This window comes from Variovorax sp. MHTC-1 (genome assembly GCF_003984645.1).
Taxonomy (GTDB): Bacteria; Pseudomonadota; Gammaproteobacteria; order Burkholderiales; family Burkholderiaceae_C; genus Variovorax.
This window is the reverse complement of record NZ_RWKI01000007.1, coordinates 249780-266012: the sequence shown is the minus strand read 5'-3', so window position 1 is coordinate 266012 and position 16233 is coordinate 249780. Positions and strand designations below refer to the sequence as shown.

Sequence of the window (16233 nt, the reverse complement as noted above, 5' to 3'; positions counted from 1 at the left end):
GCGATCCATGCGGAAGGTTTAAGCTTCCGCATGGATCAGTTCGGCCATCGAAGCAAAGAGATCTTGAGCGAGGAAATCATGAACGAAGACGGCGAAGTCAAACGCTTCGTCTATGCGGATTGGGAGATTCGCGTCTGCCTGAGTGCCCTGGGGGCCGATGGCCAGACGGCCGGACATGCCGATTTGTGGCGAGAAGGCGCTCACCTGTGCCGCGTCGCGTTGTCGGGCCGCTTTGCGGACGAGGCGCAGGCCTGCGACGCCTTGGAACGCAAGGCCAGGGACTGGGTCGACGACTGGAGCTCCCGCGACCACACGGGCAACACCGGCTTCGTCAGCCTTTAGGGCTGTTCACAGGCCTAAGTCACGAGACTTCGCTGGCGCATCGCTTCGTAGAGACACACGCCGCTCGCGACCGAGACGTTGAGGCTCTCGACCGCGCCGGCCATCGGAATGCTCACCAGTTCATCGCAGGTCTTGCGCGTGAGCTGCCGCATGCCCTCGCCCTCGGCGCCCAATACGAGCGCCAGAGGACGCTTGAGGTCGCTTTGGTAGAGCGTGCCGGGCGCGTCGTCGCTGGTGCCGACGCACCAGATGTTGCGCTCCTTGAGCTCGCCCAGCGTGCGCGCGAGATTGGTCACCATGAAGTACGGCACCGTCTCGGCCGCGCCGCTCGCGACCTTGGCCACGGTGGCATTGATGCCGGCCGCATGGTCCTTGGGGGCGATCACCGCGTGCGCGCCCGCGCCGTCGGCCACGCGCAGGCAGGCGCCCAGGTTGTGCGGATCGGTGACGCCGTCGAGCACCAGCAGCAGGGGCACCGTGCCGGCCGCCTCCAGCCCTTCGAGCAATTCGTCGAGCGAATGAGTCTGCTGGATCGGCTCGACGCGCGCGGCCACGCCCTGGTGGCCGTGGCTGCCGCTGAGCTTGGATAGGCGCAGGCCGTCGGCCTCGACCAGCCGCACGCCGGCCTCCTGGGCGCGGGCGACGAACTGCCGCATGCGCGCATCACGCCGGCTGGCGTCGAACAGCACCTCGATCACCGATTTGGGCGCGGTCTTGATGCGCACGCCCACGGCATGGAAGCCGAAGATCACTTTGGGGGAAGACATCCGAGGATTATCGAGCCGGGGTCAGACGCCGTTCTCGTCACCGGGGACCACGCGCCCGGCCTCGATCGTGATGCGGCGCTCGCACTGTGCGGCGATACCGCGGTCGTGCGTGACGAGCACGAGCGTGGTGCCGAGCTCGCGGTTGAGGTCGAACATCAGCCGCATCACCTGCTCGCCGGTCGCGAAGTCGAGGCTGCCGGTGGGCTCGTCGGCCAGGAGCAGCGCAGGCTGCACGACGAAGGCGCGCGCCAGCGCCACGCGCTGCTGCTCGCCGCCCGAGAGCACCTTGGGATAGTGGCCCAGGCGCTGCCCGAGGCCGACGCGGCCGAGCATCTCGGTCGCGGACTTGCGTGCGTCCCGCCGGTCGGCCAGTTCGAGCGGCAGCATCACGTTCTCGAGCGCGCTCAGGTTGCCGAGCAGCTGGAAGCTCTGGAACACGAAGCCGACCTTGCGGGCGCGCAGCGCGGCGCGCTCGTCCTCGTCGATCGCGAACAGGTCCTCGCCCGCCAGCTTCACAGTGCCGCGGGTGGGCGTGTCGAGGCCGGCGACGATCGACAGCAGCGTGCTCTTGCCCGAGCCCGAGGCGCCGACGATGGCGGCCGTCTCGCGGGCGCCCAGCGTGAAGTCGATGTCCTGCAGAATGTCCAGCGTGCCGGCGGAGTCGGTGACAGACTTGAAAACATGTTCGACGGCAACAATTGCTTCTTCGGATCGGGTGCTGGACATTGAAAGGTTTTCGCGTGGTGAATCGACGTCACTTTATCTTGAGCGCTGCACTGACCGGCAGTGCGGGGTCATGGCTGCATGCCCAGGCCCAGACGGCGGCCGGCAGGAAGCCCGTGATTCTCGTCGTCGGCGACTCGCTTTCCGCCGAATACGGCCTCAAGCGCGGGGAGGGCTGGGTCCCGCTGCTGGAGAAGCGGCTGGCCGAGCAGAAGATCGCCGCCACGGTGATCAACGCCAGCATCAGCGGCGACACCACTGCGGGCGGCCGGGCGCGGCTTGGCGGCCTGCTGGCCCAGCACGAACCGACGCACGTGGTGCTGGAGTTGGGCGCCAACGATGCGCTGCGCGGCCTGCCGCTCACCGGGACCGAGGACAACCTGACGCAGATGACCAAGGCGGCCCAGGCCGCAGGCGCGCAGGTGCTGATCGTCGGAGTGCAGGTCCCGCCCAACTACGGCAGCGACTACACACGGCGCTTCGAGGCGGTCTTCACCAAGGTATCGGGCAGCACCAAGGCGGCCCTGGTGCCCTTCCTGCTCAAAGGCGTGGCGGACGGCCCCGACGCGGCGGGCCTGTTCCAGGCCGACCGCATCCATCCGACGGCAGCGGCGCAGCCGCGCATGCTGGACAACGTGTGGCCGGCGCTGCGCAAGCTGCTCGCCGGCAAGTGATCTGAGAAGGAAAAAGCCGCCGCAGGCCCTGCCCGCGGCGGCTTTTTCGTGGGTGCCGTGAATCCGGGCCCGGAACGGATCAGCCGTTCTTGGTCGGCAGCGTCGGGATGGTGGGAGGGTCGTGCTCCAGCGAGGCCACGTCGGTTTCCGGATCGCCCTGGGCCAGGCCTTCGCTGCTCGGACTGAGCTTGCGGGCAGCCTTTTCCCGCAGCTTGTCTTCCTTCTTCTTTTTCTTGGCCAACTCCTTCTGGCGCTTCTCGTAGCCGTAATTGGGTGTTGCCACTGCTTCTCCTTGAGGCGAGGCAGTCACGATGACTGCGCGTGTCCGACTGTACGCGATAACCGGCGCGGTTCAGAGAGCCGCGAGGGCCTGATCGAGGTCGACGCGCAGGTCGTCCACGTCCTCCAGCCCGACCGAAAAGCGCACCAGCGTGCCCTTGTGCGGCCAGCGCGCAACGCTGGCATCGCGCATGAGGCCGATGTCGTAGGGCACGACCAGGCTGATCGGCCCACCCCAGGAATAGCCGAGCCGGAAAAGTTTCAGGCTGTCACAGAAACGGTCGACCTGCTCGGCGCTGTAGCGAGCGTCGAAAACCACCGAGAACAGGCCGGCCGCGAGGTCGCTCGCGCCGCACAAGCGCAGCCAGTGCGCATGGCCCGGCGAGCCCTCCAGCGCCGGATGCAGCACCTGCGCGATCTCCGCGCGGCCGTCGAGCCAGGCCGCGAGTTCGCGCGCGCTGCGGTCGTGCGCCTGGTAGCGCAGCGCGATGCTCGGCAGCGAGCGCAGCACCGTCTCGACGTCGCCGACGCCGATGCCCAAGCCCATGCGCATGTGGCTCAGCTTGAGCGCGCGGTGCAGGCGCTCGTCGCGCGTGATGACGCTGCCCATCAGAACGTCGCCGCCGCCGCTGGGGTACTTGGTGAGCGCCTGGATCGAGATGTCGACACCCTGCCCGCTGCCGTTGAAGTCGAAAGGCGCAAAGGCAAGACCGGCGCCCCAGGTGTTGTCGAGCGCCGTGATCACGCCGCGCGCGCGGCAGGCGCCCACGAGCGCCGGCAGATCCGGAAATTCCATGGTGACCGAACCCGCGGCCTCGACCCAGACCAGCCTGGTGCGATCCGACAGCTTGGCCGCGAGATCGGCCGGATTCATCGCGTCGTACAGCCTGTGGGTGATGCCGAAGTTGGCCAGTTCGCCGCTGCACAGCGCCTTGTTGGGGCCGTAGGCGTTGTCCGGGATCAGCACCTCGTCGCCGGTCTTCAGGAAGGCGAAGGCGACCAGTGCGATGGCCGCCAGACCGCTCGGTGCGAGCAGGCATTCGGTGCCGCCTTCCAGCGTGGCGAGCCGCTCCTCGAGCGTGAAGGTGGTCGGCGTGCCGTGCAGGCCGTAGGTGTAGCCGGCCTTGGTCTTCCAGTCGCGCGCGCGCATCGCCGCGACGTCGGCGAAGAACACGGTGGAGGCCTTGAACACGCCGGGCTGAGGCGCGGCGAATTTCGCGGGCGGGGTGTAGGGATGGTGGATCAGGTCGGTGATGGGCTTTCGCATGCCGCCATGCTAGTCGACGCGAAAAGCCGGGTGCCGGACAATGGCCCGATGCTGCTGACGCGCCCACCCGGCCTCTGGCTACGCTCCTACGTCCGATCGATGTGGGCGATGGAGCCCGCCGCCGAAGCGTCGAATACGACGCTGCGCGAACACGTGCTGCCGACGGGCGACATGCACCTGGTGTTTCGGCTTTCCGGTCCGCCGCTGCGGCTGTTCGCCGGTGGTGCGGACCGCGCGGGCTATACGGTGGGCTATGCGATCGTGGGCGGCACACGCTCGTCCTTCTACGCGCGCGACGTGTCCGTCCCGAGCCGCTCGGTGGGCGTGCAGCTGCAGCCCGGCGCGGCACGCGCGCTGTTCGGCCTGCCCGCGCATGAACTGGCCGAGCGGCACACGCCGCTGGATGCGCTCTGGGGTGCTGCTGCCGTGCAGGAGGTGCTCGAACGTGTTCATGCGGCCGGCACCCTCGCAGCGCAGCTCGCCGTATTCGAAGCCTTGCTGACCGAGCGGCTGCGGACCCGCCCGCAAGCCATGCACCCCGCCATCGCGCAGGCGCTGGCCCGGCTCGGCGGCGGCGCGCCCATCCGCGAACTGGTGGCCGCAAGCGGCTACAGCCACCGGCGTTTCATCGCGCTGTTCCGGGACGCTGCCGGGCTCCCTCCCAAGCGCCTGGAACGGGTGCTGCGCTTCCAGCGCGTGATGGCAGCATGGACCCGCAGGGACACCCTCCCCTGGATCGACCTCGCCCTGCAGGCCGGCTACAGCGACCAGCCCCACTTCAATCGCGACTTCCTGGAGATCACCGGCATGACGCCGCGGTCCTACGCCCGCGCCTCGCCCGATTCGCCGAATCACGTGCGGGCCTGAGGTCAATTTCGTTCAAGACGGCGAGCGTGCAACATGCGCAGAATCGCGACCAGCCCACCATAGGAGACACGATGGCCACCCACGAACTGTTTGCCTACCTCTGCGTGCACGACACCGCGGCGGCGATCGCCTACTACGGCGAGGTGTTCGGCGCGCGCGAGAAGTTCAGGCTGACCGAGCCCAGCGGCCGCATCGGCCATGCCGAGATCGACTTCGACGGCGCCACGCTGATGCTCAGCGACGAGTTTCCGGAGTATGGGATCCTCGGCGCCAAGTCGATCGGCGCCACCGCGGTCACCATCCATCTGCACGTCGACGACGCGGATGCAGTGATCGAGCGCGCACTGAAGGCCGGTGCCACGCTCGAGATCCCGATACAGGACCAGTTCTACGGCGAGCGCTCCGGCTCGTTCCGCGACCCCTTCGGGCATCGCTGGAACGTCGGCCACAGCATCGAGGAGGTATCGACCGAAGAGATGCAGCGGCGCTACACGGCGATGCTGAAGGCCGAGTGAGCTTTCAGACCGACCACTTCTCCAGGAGCTTCTCCGGCCCCATCGAGTCATAGCTCTCGAAGGGCTGGTGGATCCAGGGATTGGTCTGCAGGTATTCCACCGAGTAGTCGGGCGTGAAGGTCGACAGTGCCTTGGTCCAGAGCACGGCGCTGCGCAGCTCGGTGATGGGCGTGTAGTTGCTCTTGAGCATCTCCACCACCGCGTGCAGCGTGTGGCCGGAATCGGCAAGGTCGTCGACCAGGAGCACCTTGCCGGCGATCTCGCCCTTGGGCGTAGTGATGTAGCGCGCGATGTCCAGGTGGCCCTGGATCGTGCCGGCATCGGCGCGGTAGGAGCTGGTGGACATGATCGCCAGCGGCTTGTCGAAGATGCGCGACAGCACGTCGCCCGGCCGCATGCCGCCGCGCGCCAGGCACAGGATGGTGTCGAACTCCCAGCCCGACTGGTGTACCTTGATCGCGAGCTTCTCGATCAGGTTGTGATACTCGTCATAGCTCACGTAGAGGTGTTTGCCGTCTTCGGTCAACATGCGCTCTTCTCCATCATTGCTTTGGTGCGGGTCTCGATATCTTCGCGGGAAACACCGCGGAACCGGCGTTGCCGGGCCGCTGGTGTTCCCCCCTGCAAGGGGGTTGGCGGAGCGACACGAAGTGCGCGCAGTCTGGGGGTGTGCGTCATTCAATCTGCTAGGTAGGGGTGGCGCATCATGATCGTGTGATCGCGGTCGGGGCTGGTCGACACCATGTGGATCGGTACGCCCGTGACCTGTTCGATGCGCTGCAGATAAAGCCTCGCATTGACCGGCAGCTTGTCGTACTGGGTGATTCCCACCGTGCTCTCGCTCCATCCCTCGAGCTTCTCGTAGACCGGCGTGCAGCGTTCGATCTCGTCGGCGCCCATCGGCAGGATGTCGGTGTATTCGCCGTCGAGCTGATAGCCGGTGCACAGCTGCAGCTCCTCGAGGCCGTCGAGCACGTCGAGCTTGGTGATGCACATGCCGGAGAGCCCGTTGACCTGCGCCGAGCGCTTGAGCAGCGCCGCGTCGAACCAGCCGCAACGGCGGCTGCGGCCGGTGGTCACGCCCTTTTCGGCGCCGACCGTGCTCAGGTGATAGCCGACGGTGCCGGGCGTCGCCCAGTCGAGCTCGGTCGGGAACGGCCCGCCGCCGACGCGCGTGCAGTAGGCCTTGGTGATGCCCAGCACGTAATGCAGCATGCCCGGGCCGACGCCCGAGCCGGCGGCCGCATTGCCGGCCACGCAGTTGCTGGAGGTCACATACGGGTAGGTGCCGTGGTCGACGTCGAGCAGCGTGCCCTGCGCGCCTTCGAACAGCAGATTGGCGCCGGCGCGGTGCGCGTCGTTGAGTTCGCGCGAGACGTCGGCCATCATCGGCTTGAGCAGCTCCGCATGGCGCATCGCCTCGTCGTACACGGCGTCGAACTCGATCGCCGGCGCGCTCAGCACCTGCGTCAGCACGTGGTTGTGCAGGTCGAGCAGCACGCGCAGCTTGGCGGCGAAGCGCTCGGGGTGCTTCAAGTCCTGCACGCGCAGCGCGCGGCGCGCGATCTTGTCTTCGTAGGCCGGACCGATGCCGCGGCCGGTGGTGCCGATCTTCTCGACCCCGCCCTTCTCGCGGTAGGTCTCGCGCGCGATATCGAGCGCCGCATGGAAAGGCAGGATCAGCGGGCAGGCCTCGCTGATGCGCAGGCGCGAGCGCACTTCGACGCCGGCCTTTTCCAGCCCTTCGATCTCCTCGAACAGCTTGGCCGCCGAGAGCACCACGCCATTGCCGATGTAGCACTTGACGCCGGGGCGCATGATGCCGCTCGGGATCAGGTGCAGCGCGGTCTTGACGCCGTTTATTACCAGCGTGTGGCCCGCATTGTGGCCGCCCTGAAAGCGCACGACGCCCTGCGCGCTCTCGGTCAGCCAGTCGACCAGTTTGCCTTTGCCCTCGTCGCCCCATTGGGTGCCGACGACGACCACGTTTCGTCCGGTGGTAACGCTCATGATGTTCCGATAAAGAAGATTCAGATGGCTTGCACGGTCCACTGGCCGTTGCGCTCGACGAGCTCGCGGTCGCAGTGGAATTCGTCGATTTCGCTTTCGTGGCCGGGCAGCACGCAGACCACGGTCTCGCCCCGGCTGCGCAGCTCGGCGATGGTCTTGCCGAGGCCCGCGCCGTCGCTCCAGGGCGCGCGGATGGCGGCGCGCAGCGGCCGCGCCGGCAGCACGCCGACCAGCTCGCGCACGTCGAGGCTGAAGCCCACCGCCGGTCGGTTGCGGCCGAACACGGCGCCGACCTCGTCGTAGCGGCCGCCGCGCACCAGAGCGTCGCTGGCGCCGTCGGTGTAGATGCCGAAGCGCATGCCGCTGTAGTAGGCATAGCCGCGCAGGTCCGCCAGGTCGAAGCTGACGCGGGCGCCGTCGAGCCGGCTTGCCAGCTGCTTCAGGTCCGACAGCGCGGTGCGCACGCCGGCGGAGGCCGGGAGCACGCGATCGGCCTCCTCGAGCACCGACGCATCGCCATAGAGCTGCACGAGCGCGAGCAGCCCGTCGCGCGACGCCACGGGAAAGTCGGCCGTGAGCTCGCGCAGGGTGCTCGAGTCCTTGGCTGCCAGCGCCGCATGCACGCGCGCGATGGCCGCAGCATCGACCGGCACGCCGGCGAACAGCGCACGCACGATGCGTGCGTCGGCCAGGTCGACGATGACGGGGCCCTGCACGCCGGCCGCATGCAGGCTGTCGAGCGCGAGAAGCAGGACTTCGGTATCGGCTTCGAGCCCCGCGTGGCCGTAGATCTCGGCGCCGAACTGGAGCGGCTCACGCGTCGCGTGCGGGCGGTCGGGCCGGGTGTGCACTACCGGCCCGCAGTAGCACAGGCGCGCCACGCCGCGGCGGTTGAGCAGGTGGGCATCGATGCGCGCGACCTGCGGCGTCGTGTCGGCGCGCAGGCCCATGCTGCGCCCGGACAGCTGGTCGACCAGCTTGAAGGTCTGCAGGTCGAGCGCCTCGCCGGTACCCGAAAGAAGGGATTCCAGGTGCTCGAGCAGAGGCGGCATCACCAGCTCGTAACCATAGCCACGGGCGGTATCGAGCAGCTGGCGTCGAAGTTCTTCGATGTGGCGCGCCTCGGAAGGCAGCACATCGGCAATGTGATCCGGGAGGACCCAGGCGGACATGGGGATCGGGGGCGTGGTTAAACCGGAATTCTACCGGCCCCGGGTCACCCCAGAATCCAGAGCAGGAACACACCCAGCAGGATGCTGCACAGGCCGAAGAAGCGCAGCTGCCCGTCGCGCAGCTGCAGGAGCTGGCTGAAGCCGCGTCGCCAGCTGCCCGGCGAAAGGAATGGCAGGAGGCCTTCGATCACCAGCACGAGCGCGAGCGCGCTCCAGAAAGTCTCGGCGCTCACGCCTAGGTCGCCGCCGGGCCGCCCCAAGGCGGCCGAGCCTCCCCCTCGGGGGGTAGCGAAGCACACGGAGTGGCAAGCCAGGGGGCTGTCACGGTTGTCTACGAGGAGGAGTAGCCGCGGCGCCCGACCCCTGCATGGCGCGGAAGAAGTCCGACGAAGGGTCCAGCACCATCACGTCGCTCTTCTTGTTGAAGCTCTGCTTGTAGGCATCGAGGCTGCGATAGAACTGCGCGAACTGCGGATCGCGCCCGAAGGCGCCGGCGTAGGCAGCTGCCGCGGTCGCATCGCCCTCGCCCTTGATCTTCTGCGCGTCGCGGTACGCATTGGCCACGATCACCTCGCGCTGGCGGTCGGCATCGGCACGAATCTTTTCGCCTTCGGCGAAGCCGGTCGAGCGCAGCTCGTTGGCCACGCGCTTGCGCTCGGCCTCCATGCGGCGATAGACCGATTCGGTGATCGCCTCGACATAGTCCACCCGCGTGATCCGCACGTCGATGACGTCAACGCCCCAGGGCTTGGCGCCCTTCACCACGGCCAGCACTTCGCGCTGGACGTCGGCCATCAGGGCCTCGCGGCGTACCGAGATCAGGTCGCGCACGGTGCGCTTGTTGACGTTCTCCTGGAAGGCGTTGCGCACCACGCGGTTGAGCTGCATGGCGCCGGCGTTCTCGTCCAGGCCGACGTTGCGGATGTATTCCGAGGGATTGGTGATGCGCCAGCGCACGTACCAGTCGACCACCACGCGCTGCTTCTCCGCCGTGAGCATGGGCTCCGGGTCGAGGCTAGACAGCGTGAGCAGGCGCTTGTCGATGTACGACACGTTCTGGAACGGCGGCGGCAGCTTGAAGTTCAGGCCCGGCTCGGTGATCACTTCCTTGATTTGGCCGAGGGCGTAGACGACGCCGAACTGGCGCTGGTCGACCACGAAGAGCGTGGAGCTCAGGAGTGCGAGCACCACGAGGATCGACGATGCGATGAATCCGATTCTGTTCATGGTCGGGCCTCGCGCCGGGCCGTCCCAAGGGAGGCCTGCGCCCCCTCGGGGGGCAGCGAATGAATATGAGCTTGGGGGTACATGTTTTTTCCTCAGCGCACGTCGCGGTCACGCGAGCGGCCGTCGCGCGCACGCGCGTCGCCGGATGAAGGTGGTACGACCGGAATCACGGACGACTGCGGCGGCGCGGTGCCGGCGACGTTGGGATTGGCGCCGTCGACCGGCGTGCCGGCGCCGCCCTGGCCGCTCATCTGCATCAGCCTGTCGAGCGGCAGGTACAGCAGGTTCGAACCCTGCTTGGAGTCGACCAGCACCTTGGTGGTGCTGGCGTAGATCTGCTGCATGGCGTCGGTGTACATGCGGTCGCGCGTGACCTGCGGTGCCTTCTGGTATTCGGTCAGCACCGAGGCGAAGCGCTGCGCATCGCCCTGCGCCTGCGCGATGATCCGCGCCTTGTACGCCTCGGACTCTTCCATCAGGCGCGAAGCGGTACCGGTGGCGCGCGGCACCACGTCGTTGGCATAGGCCTGCGCCTCGTTCTTGGCGCGCTCGCGCTCCTGCCCGGCCTTCAGCACGTCGTCGAAAGAAGCCTGCACCTGCTCGGGCGGACGCACACCGCCCTGTTGCAGGTTGATGCCGACGACTTCGACGCCGACCTTGTAGCGATCCAGGATGGTCTGCATCAGCGCACGCACGCGCGGCGCGATCTGGTCGCGCTCCTCGGCGAGGGCGGCGTCCATCTTCATCTTGCCGACCACTTCGCGCACCGCCGTCTCGGCGACCTGCACCACGGTGTCGGCCGGGGTCTTGCTCTCGTAGAGATAGGCGCGCGCATCGCTCAGGCGGTACTGCACGGCGAACTTGATCTCGACGATGTTCTCGTCCTCGGTCAGCATGGCCGATTCGCGCAGGCCGGTGGAACGCACGATGGTGTCGCGCCCGACGTCCGTGGAGCGGATCTGGGTCACGACCACGAGCTCGTGGCGCTGGATCGGGTAAGGCAGCCGCCAGTTGAAGCCCGCGCCCACAGTTGCCTTGTAGCGGCCGAACTGCGTGATCACGGCCTGCTGGCCTTCGTTGACGATGAAGAAGCCGGTGCCCAGCCAGATCAGAACCGCGACCGCTGCGACCAGGCCCAGGCCGACGCCCGCGTTCTTCATGTCGGGCTTGAGGCCACCGCCGTTGCCGCCGTTCGGGCGCCCGCCGTTGCCGCCGCCGCGGCCGCCGAACAGGCCGCCGAGCTTGCGATTGAAGTCGCGCCAGAGTTCGTCGAGATCCGGCGGCCCCTGGTTCGGGCCTTGGCCGCGCGGGCGATTGTTGTTGCCGGGCGGAGGCGTCGGCTCGTCGTCGGGGCGGTTCGCATTCGGACGGTCGCCGTTCGAGGAGGGCTCATCGCCCCGGCCCCATCGTCCGTCATTCAGGTTGAACATGCCCTGAAATCGTCTCCACACTGGCTTTGCATTCATTCGGTTCTGTTCTCTCGTCAGTGAGGGGGATTGTGCCAATCAGTTGGCGGCATCGTGCAATTCGGCGTCGTACTCTGGGGTCATGGCCTCGCCCATCGATTGCGACCGCTGTGCGAGCTCGGCGCGCAGCGCCGGAACGCCTTCGCCGGTGTGGGCGCTCAAGAAGACGCGAGGCACCTGCACACCGTCGATGTCGAACTCGTCGCGCAGATGCAGGGGATGTTGCGTACTTTCAAGTGCATCGAGCTTGTTGAACACCAGCAGCTGCGGCACGGTGTCGGCGCCGATCTCCTTCAGCACCGCCTGCACCTCGGCCATCTGCTCGGGATGGTGGGGGTTGGAAGCGTCCACCACGTGCAGCAGCAGGTCGGCGTCGACCGCCTCCTGCAGGGTGGCCTTGAAGGCATCGATCAGGCCGTGCGGCAGCTCGCGAATGAAACCCACGGTGTCGGAGATCGACACCTTGCGGCGGCGACCATCCTCGTTGTGGCCGAGGTAGAGATGCCGCGTGGTGGTGTCCAGCGTCGCGAACAGCTGGTCGGCCGCATAGGCGCGCGCCTTCACCAGCGCGTTGAACAGCGAGGACTTGCCGGCGTTGGTGTAGCCGACGAGCGAGATATTGAAGGTGTCGCGCCGCTCGCGCTGGCGGCGCTGGGTGCCGCGCTGGCGCTGAACCTTGGCGAGCCGTTCGCGCGTGCGCTTGATGGCCTCGCCGATCATCCGGCGGTCGAGTTCGATCTGCGTTTCGCCCGGGCCGCCGCGCGTGCCGATGCCGCCGCGCTGGCGCTCCAGGTGGGACCAGCGCCGAACCAGCCGGGTGCTCAGGTACTGCAGCCGGGCGAGCTCGACCTGCAGCTTGCCCTCGTGCGAACGTGCGCGCTGGGCGAAGATCTCCAGGATCAGAAAGGTGCGGTCGTACACCGCCACGCCGAGCTGGCGCTCGAGGTTGCGCTGCTGTGCAGGGCTCAGCGCCTGGTCGAAAACCACTTCGCTGGCGCGATGCAGATCGGCCAGGTCGCGAATCTCGTCGGCCTTGCCGCTGCCGACGAACAGCGCCGCATCGGGCGCCTTGCGTTTGCACACCAGGCGCGCGACCGGCTCGAGACCGGCGGTCTGCGCGAGCAGACCGAGTTCCTCGAGTTCGCCGTCGAAATGGGGCAACCCGAAATCGACACCGACGAGTACGACGGCGCCCTCTTTCCGGGAAATCAGTTCAGACAAGCGGGATCAAATTGGAAGAAGCGCGGCGGGCGGACCGCCGCGCTCCGTGCCGTTCAGGCGGCAGCTTCGTCGCTCTCGGCAGCCGAGAAGTTGACGGCCCGACCCGGCACGATGGTGGAGATGGCGTGCTTGTAAACCATCTGGGTCACCGTATTGCGAAGCAACACGACGTACTGGTCGAACGACTCGATCTGACCTTGCAGCTTGATGCCGTTGACCAGATAAATCGAAACCGGCACATGCTCGCGACGCAAGGTGTTCAGGAAGGGGTCTTGTAGGAGTTGCCCTTTATTGCTCACGATATTCTCCGTGTTCAAGAGTAGTTGTTGGACCAGTCACCTTAACACAGCACTTCCGCACCGCAGCACGAAACCCGAATGGCCTTCGAAAAATAACGGCACTTAAAAGCCGGAACTTCGGGCGCCGGGATCGCTCAACGGCGCTCAATGGAGGCCAAGCCACGCGGCACCGTTGCCGACGCGCCCATCCAGGAGCACGCAGGCCTCAGCCCTCCTTATCGGCGTACGGATTGTGCGAGGTCTTGAGCTCGATGCGCAATGGCGTGCCGACCAGGTCGAACTCCTTGCGGAAGCGCCCCTCGAGGAAGCGCTTGTAGGCGTCGGTGACATGTTCCAGCGAATTGCCGTGGATGACGATCACCGGCGGGTTCATGCCTCCTTGGTGGGCGTAGCGCAGCTTGGGCCGGAACATGCCGGACTTCTTGGGTGCCTGGAACTGCACCGCCTCCAGCAGCAGCCGCGTCAGCACCGGGGTCGACATCTTGCGCGTGGCGGACTTGTGGGCCTGGGCGATGGCCTGCCAGACCGGCCCCAGTCCCTGCCGCTTGATGGCCGAGATGAAGTGCAGCGCAGCGAACTTGAGGAAGGGCAGCCGCGTTTCGATCTGACGCTGGATCTGCTCACGCTGGTAGCTGTCGACCGCGTCCCATTTGTTGATCGCGATCACCACTGCGCGCCCGCTTTCGAGGATGTAGCCTGCGATGTGGGCGTCCTGGTCGGTCACGCCCTGCGTGGCGTCGAGCAGCAGCAGGACCACGTTGGCCGATTCGATCGCCTGCAGGGTCTTGACCACCGAGAACTTCTCGATCGCCTCGAACACCTTGCCCTTGCGGCGCAGTCCTGCCGTGTCGATCAGCTCGAAACGCTGGCCGTTGCGCTCGAAGGGCACGGCGATCGCGTCGCGCGTGGTGCCGGGCAGGTCGAAGGCGACCAGGCGCTCCTCGCCGAGCCAGGTGTTGATCAGCGTCGACTTGCCGACGTTGGGGCGACCGGCGACCGCGAGCTTGATCGGCTTGTTGTTGGCCTCTTCCTCTTCGGCCTCATCCTCGGGATCGGGCAGCCCGAGCGGTTCGAGTGCGAGTTCGACCAGGCTGCGGATGCCTTGCCCGTGCGCCGCCGAGATGCCGTGCACCTCGCCGAAGCCGAGTTCGTAGAAGTCGACCAGCCTGGTGCCGTCCTGCATGCCTTCGGCCTTGTTGGCCACCAGCACACAGGGCTTGCCGAGCCGGCGCAGTTCGTTGGCGATGTCGTGGTCCTGCGCGGAGAGTCCCTCGCGCGCATCGACCACGAAGATCACCACGTCGGCCTCGGCCACGGCCTGGCGCGTCTGCTTGGCCATTTCCTTGAAGATGCCGCTACCCGCGTCGGGCTCGAAGCCGCCGGTGTCGATCACGATGAACTCGTGCCTGCCCTGGCGGCCGTTGCCGTAGTGGCGGTCGCGCGTGAGTCCGGCGAAGTCGGCGACGATGGCGTCGCGCGTCTGGGTAAGGCGGTTGAACAGCGTCGACTTGCCGACGTTGGGACGCCCGACCAGTGCAATGACCGGTTTCATGGTCGGGCTTTCGATCGATTATTCAGGCCGATAGCCGAACACGCCGCCATTGCGGGTGACGACCACGACCGTGTTGCCGGCGAGCACCGGCGTCGCGGCGATGGCCGAGCCGTCGGGCGTGAGCCGGTTCAGCGGCGCGCCGTCCTCGCGCGAGATCACGTGCACGAGACCGGTGCTGTCGCCGATGACGAGCGAGCGGCCGACCGCGAGCGGCGCGGTCAGGGTGCGGTACTTGAAGCGCTCGGACTGCCAGGCGCGCTCGCCGTCGGCGCGGCGCCAGGCCACCACATTGCCGTTTTCCTCGGTGCCGTAGATGAAGCGGTCGTCGCCGCTCACACCGTCCGCGCCCGTGGCGGGCTTGCTCCACAGCAGCGCGCCGCGCGTGGTGTCCACGCAGCCGACGCTCGCGTAGTAGGCGCGCGCGCAGACGGTGTCGCCGTCGCGGCTCACGCTGCCGGTCAGGTCGACCAGGCGCTCGACATCGTTGGTGCCGCGCGGCGCAGCGATCGGCGATTCCCAGCGCGAGGTGCCGTTGACCGGATTGATGCCGACCAGCCGGCCGCCCACGCCGGTCACAAGCGTGTCGCCCACGGCGATCAGCACGCCGGGCCTCTTCAGCACGAGGTTTTCGGCGGTGCGCTGCTGCGCCCAGAGGCGGCGGCCGCTCTGGCCGTCCCAGGCGCTGGTGCTGCGGTCGGCAGCCTGCACGAAGACGCGGCGACCGGCCACCAGCGGCGCGGTGTACGACTGGGCGGTGAGGCGTTGCTTCCACAGCACCTTGCCGCTTTGCATGGCGACCAGGTCATTGTTGACGGTGACGACCGCGACCAGCGTTCCGTCGCTACCCACGCCGGCCACCAGCGGCGCGCCGGCATTGGCTCGCCACGATTCCTGGCCCGAACGCGAATCGATCATGACCACCGTGCCGTCAGTGGCGGCGACCGCCACCATGTCGCCGCTGACATCGGTCGCCAGCGGAAAGCTGACTGCCGGAATGCGCACGCTCCAGGCCTGCCGGATGCCTAGCAGCGCCGGGTTGGCTGGCAGTTCGGCGGGCTTGGGCTTGGGCGTGCCCGAGCAGGCCGCGAGCGCGCCGACCACGGCCGCGGCCGCAGCGGCGCGCAGGATGAATGCAGGAGTCAACAAGCGCTTGAAATTCATGGTTTGGTCTTGGCAGGGGTGGCGCCGGCAGCGGCCGATTCCAGGCTCTTCGGGTCGACGCCGACGGCGTTGAGCTTGATCTCGACCAGGCGGCGGTAATCGGTACCGGGGCCGAACGCGGCCCAGGCCTTCTGATACTCGGCCTTGGCCTCGTCACGCTTGCCCTGGGCCAGGTGAATGTCGCCCTTGCGGTCGGCCACCAGCGCTTCGAACTCCTTGGGCACGTTGCCCGCCAGTTGTTTGAGCGCCTCGTCGTAGGACTTGGCTTCGAGCAGTTCGGCGGCCAGGCGCAGCTTGGCAACCGCCTGGTAGCCTGGATCGACCGCATGCTCGGCCACCCACGCGAGCGCCGAACGCGAGGCGTCGGCATTGCCCTTCTCGTGCAAGGTCTTGGCCGCCAGCAGCCCGGCCTGTTGGGCATAGGCGGTGCCGGCGAACTTCTCCTTCATATCGGCCAGCGCGCGCTCGATGCGGGCCACGTCGCCCGCCTGCGCGCTGCGTTCGATCTCGTCGTAGAGCACCGAGGCGCGCGCCGCCTTGTCGCGCTGGAAATACTGCCAGCCGTTCCACGCCATGAAGGCGCCGGCCACCAGCAGCACGAGCCAGGTGATCAGCGTGCCGTAGGTGTTCCAGAAATGCCTGAGCTGGTCGAGCTGTTCCTGTTCTTCGAGGTCGAGATGGGTTGCCATGC

19 protein-coding genes are annotated in these 16233 nt (G+C 67.4%); 4 read left to right on the top strand and 15 right to left on the bottom strand.

The genetic code is table 11. The features are described 5' to 3' along the window. Nucleotides 1–30: 30 nt before the first annotated feature. The gene (locus EJI01_RS14910) at nt 31–342 is read left to right on the top strand and encodes a hypothetical protein (protein WP_126837924.1); all 312 of its coding nucleotides are present in this window, start codon (nt 31–33) and stop codon (nt 340–342) included. 14 nt (nt 343–356) lie between these two features. Here EJI01_RS14910 and rlmB read toward each other — a convergent pair whose 3' ends face one another. Together rlmB and EJI01_RS14900 are read right to left on the bottom strand one after the other, a co-directional pair. Beyond that, complete coding sequence (rlmB, locus tag EJI01_RS14905; protein WP_126837923.1) at nt 357–1109, bottom strand: 23S rRNA (guanosine(2251)-2'-O)-methyltransferase RlmB; 753 nt, start codon at nt 1107–1109, stop codon at nt 357–359. Between the two features lie 21 nt (nt 1110–1130). Continuing rightward, on the bottom strand, nt 1131–1835 hold the full coding sequence (locus EJI01_RS14900) for an ABC transporter ATP-binding protein (protein ID WP_126837922.1): 705 nt from the start codon (nt 1833–1835) through the stop codon (nt 1131–1133). Between the two features lie 38 nt (nt 1836–1873). On the opposite strand from EJI01_RS14900, the gene EJI01_RS14895 reads away from it, so the two are divergent. Beyond that, nucleotides 1874–2506 (top strand): arylesterase, encoded by a 633-nt coding sequence (locus EJI01_RS14895; protein WP_185878926.1) that lies wholly within the window; start codon nt 1874–1876, stop codon nt 2504–2506. A gap of 79 nt (nt 2507–2585) precedes the next feature. Here EJI01_RS14895 and EJI01_RS14890 read toward each other — a convergent pair whose 3' ends face one another. Together EJI01_RS14890 and EJI01_RS14885 are read right to left on the bottom strand one after the other, a co-directional pair. After that, nucleotides 2586–2789, bottom strand: coding sequence for a hypothetical protein (locus tag EJI01_RS14890; RefSeq protein ID WP_126837921.1), 204 nt, complete (start codon nt 2787–2789; stop codon nt 2586–2588). Between the two features lie 69 nt (nt 2790–2858). After that, nucleotides 2859–4052, bottom strand: coding sequence for a PLP-dependent transferase (locus EJI01_RS14885; protein WP_126837920.1), 1194 nt, complete (start codon nt 4050–4052; stop codon nt 2859–2861). A 48-nt stretch (nt 4053–4100) separates the two neighbouring features. On the opposite strand from EJI01_RS14885, the gene EJI01_RS14880 reads away from it, so the two are divergent. Continuing rightward, nucleotides 4101–4919, top strand: a complete 819-nt coding sequence (locus EJI01_RS14880; protein ID WP_126837919.1) for a helix-turn-helix domain-containing protein — start codon at nt 4101–4103, stop codon at nt 4917–4919. Between the two features lie 71 nt (nt 4920–4990). Continuing rightward, on the top strand, nt 4991–5434 hold the full coding sequence (locus EJI01_RS14875; RefSeq protein WP_126837918.1) for a VOC family protein: 444 nt from the start codon (nt 4991–4993) through the stop codon (nt 5432–5434). 4 nt (nt 5435–5438) lie between these two features. Here the strand turns inward: EJI01_RS14875 and EJI01_RS14870 are convergent, their stop codons facing one another. From EJI01_RS14870 to EJI01_RS14815, 11 genes are all read right to left on the bottom strand, one after another. Further along, nucleotides 5439–5963, bottom strand: a complete 525-nt coding sequence (locus EJI01_RS14870; RefSeq protein ID WP_126837917.1) for a phosphoribosyltransferase — start codon at nt 5961–5963, stop codon at nt 5439–5441. 149 nt (nt 5964–6112) lie between these two features. Continuing rightward, complete coding sequence (locus EJI01_RS14860; protein WP_126837916.1) at nt 6113–7444, bottom strand: adenylosuccinate synthase; 1332 nt, start codon at nt 7442–7444, stop codon at nt 6113–6115. A 20-nt stretch (nt 7445–7464) separates the two neighbouring features. Beyond that, a complete protein-coding gene (locus EJI01_RS14855; protein ID WP_126837915.1) occupies nt 7465–8616 on the bottom strand; it encodes an ATP phosphoribosyltransferase regulatory subunit in 1152 nt (383 codons plus the stop codon). Between the two features lie 44 nt (nt 8617–8660). Further along, the gene (locus tag EJI01_RS14850) at nt 8661–8849 is read right to left on the bottom strand and encodes a DUF2065 domain-containing protein (protein WP_126837914.1); all 189 of its coding nucleotides are present in this window, start codon (nt 8847–8849) and stop codon (nt 8661–8663) included. A gap of 88 nt (nt 8850–8937) precedes the next feature. Next, nucleotides 8938–9843, bottom strand: a complete 906-nt coding sequence (hflC, locus tag EJI01_RS14845; RefSeq protein WP_126837913.1) for a protease modulator HflC — start codon at nt 9841–9843, stop codon at nt 8938–8940. A 92-nt stretch (nt 9844–9935) separates the two neighbouring features. Next, complete coding sequence (hflK, locus tag EJI01_RS14840; RefSeq protein WP_126837912.1) at nt 9936–11273, bottom strand: FtsH protease activity modulator HflK; 1338 nt, start codon at nt 11271–11273, stop codon at nt 9936–9938. Nucleotides 11274–11348: 75 nt separating this feature from the next. Then, complete coding sequence (hflX, locus tag EJI01_RS14835; protein WP_126837911.1) at nt 11349–12530, bottom strand: GTPase HflX; 1182 nt, start codon at nt 12528–12530, stop codon at nt 11349–11351. Nucleotides 12531–12583: 53 nt separating this feature from the next. Then, nucleotides 12584–12829 carry an RNA chaperone Hfq gene (gene hfq / locus EJI01_RS14830; protein ID WP_126837977.1) on the bottom strand — a complete coding sequence of 82 codons (246 nt, stop codon included), beginning with the start codon at nt 12827–12829 and terminating at the stop codon, nt 12584–12586. 205 nt (nt 12830–13034) lie between these two features. Beyond that, complete coding sequence (gene der, locus EJI01_RS14825) at nt 13035–14381, bottom strand: ribosome biogenesis GTPase Der (protein ID WP_126837910.1); 1347 nt, start codon at nt 14379–14381, stop codon at nt 13035–13037. A gap of 18 nt (nt 14382–14399) precedes the next feature. Continuing rightward, nucleotides 14400–15542 (bottom strand): outer membrane protein assembly factor BamB, encoded by a 1143-nt coding sequence (gene bamB / locus EJI01_RS14820; RefSeq protein WP_126837909.1) that lies wholly within the window; start codon nt 15540–15542, stop codon nt 14400–14402. Further along, on the bottom strand, nt 15539–16231 hold the full coding sequence (locus EJI01_RS14815; protein ID WP_126837908.1) for a YfgM family protein: 693 nt from the start codon (nt 16229–16231) through the stop codon (nt 15539–15541). Before EJI01_RS14815 ends, bamB begins: the two co-directional genes overlap by 4 nt. Nucleotides 16232–16233: the final 2 nt, after the last annotated feature.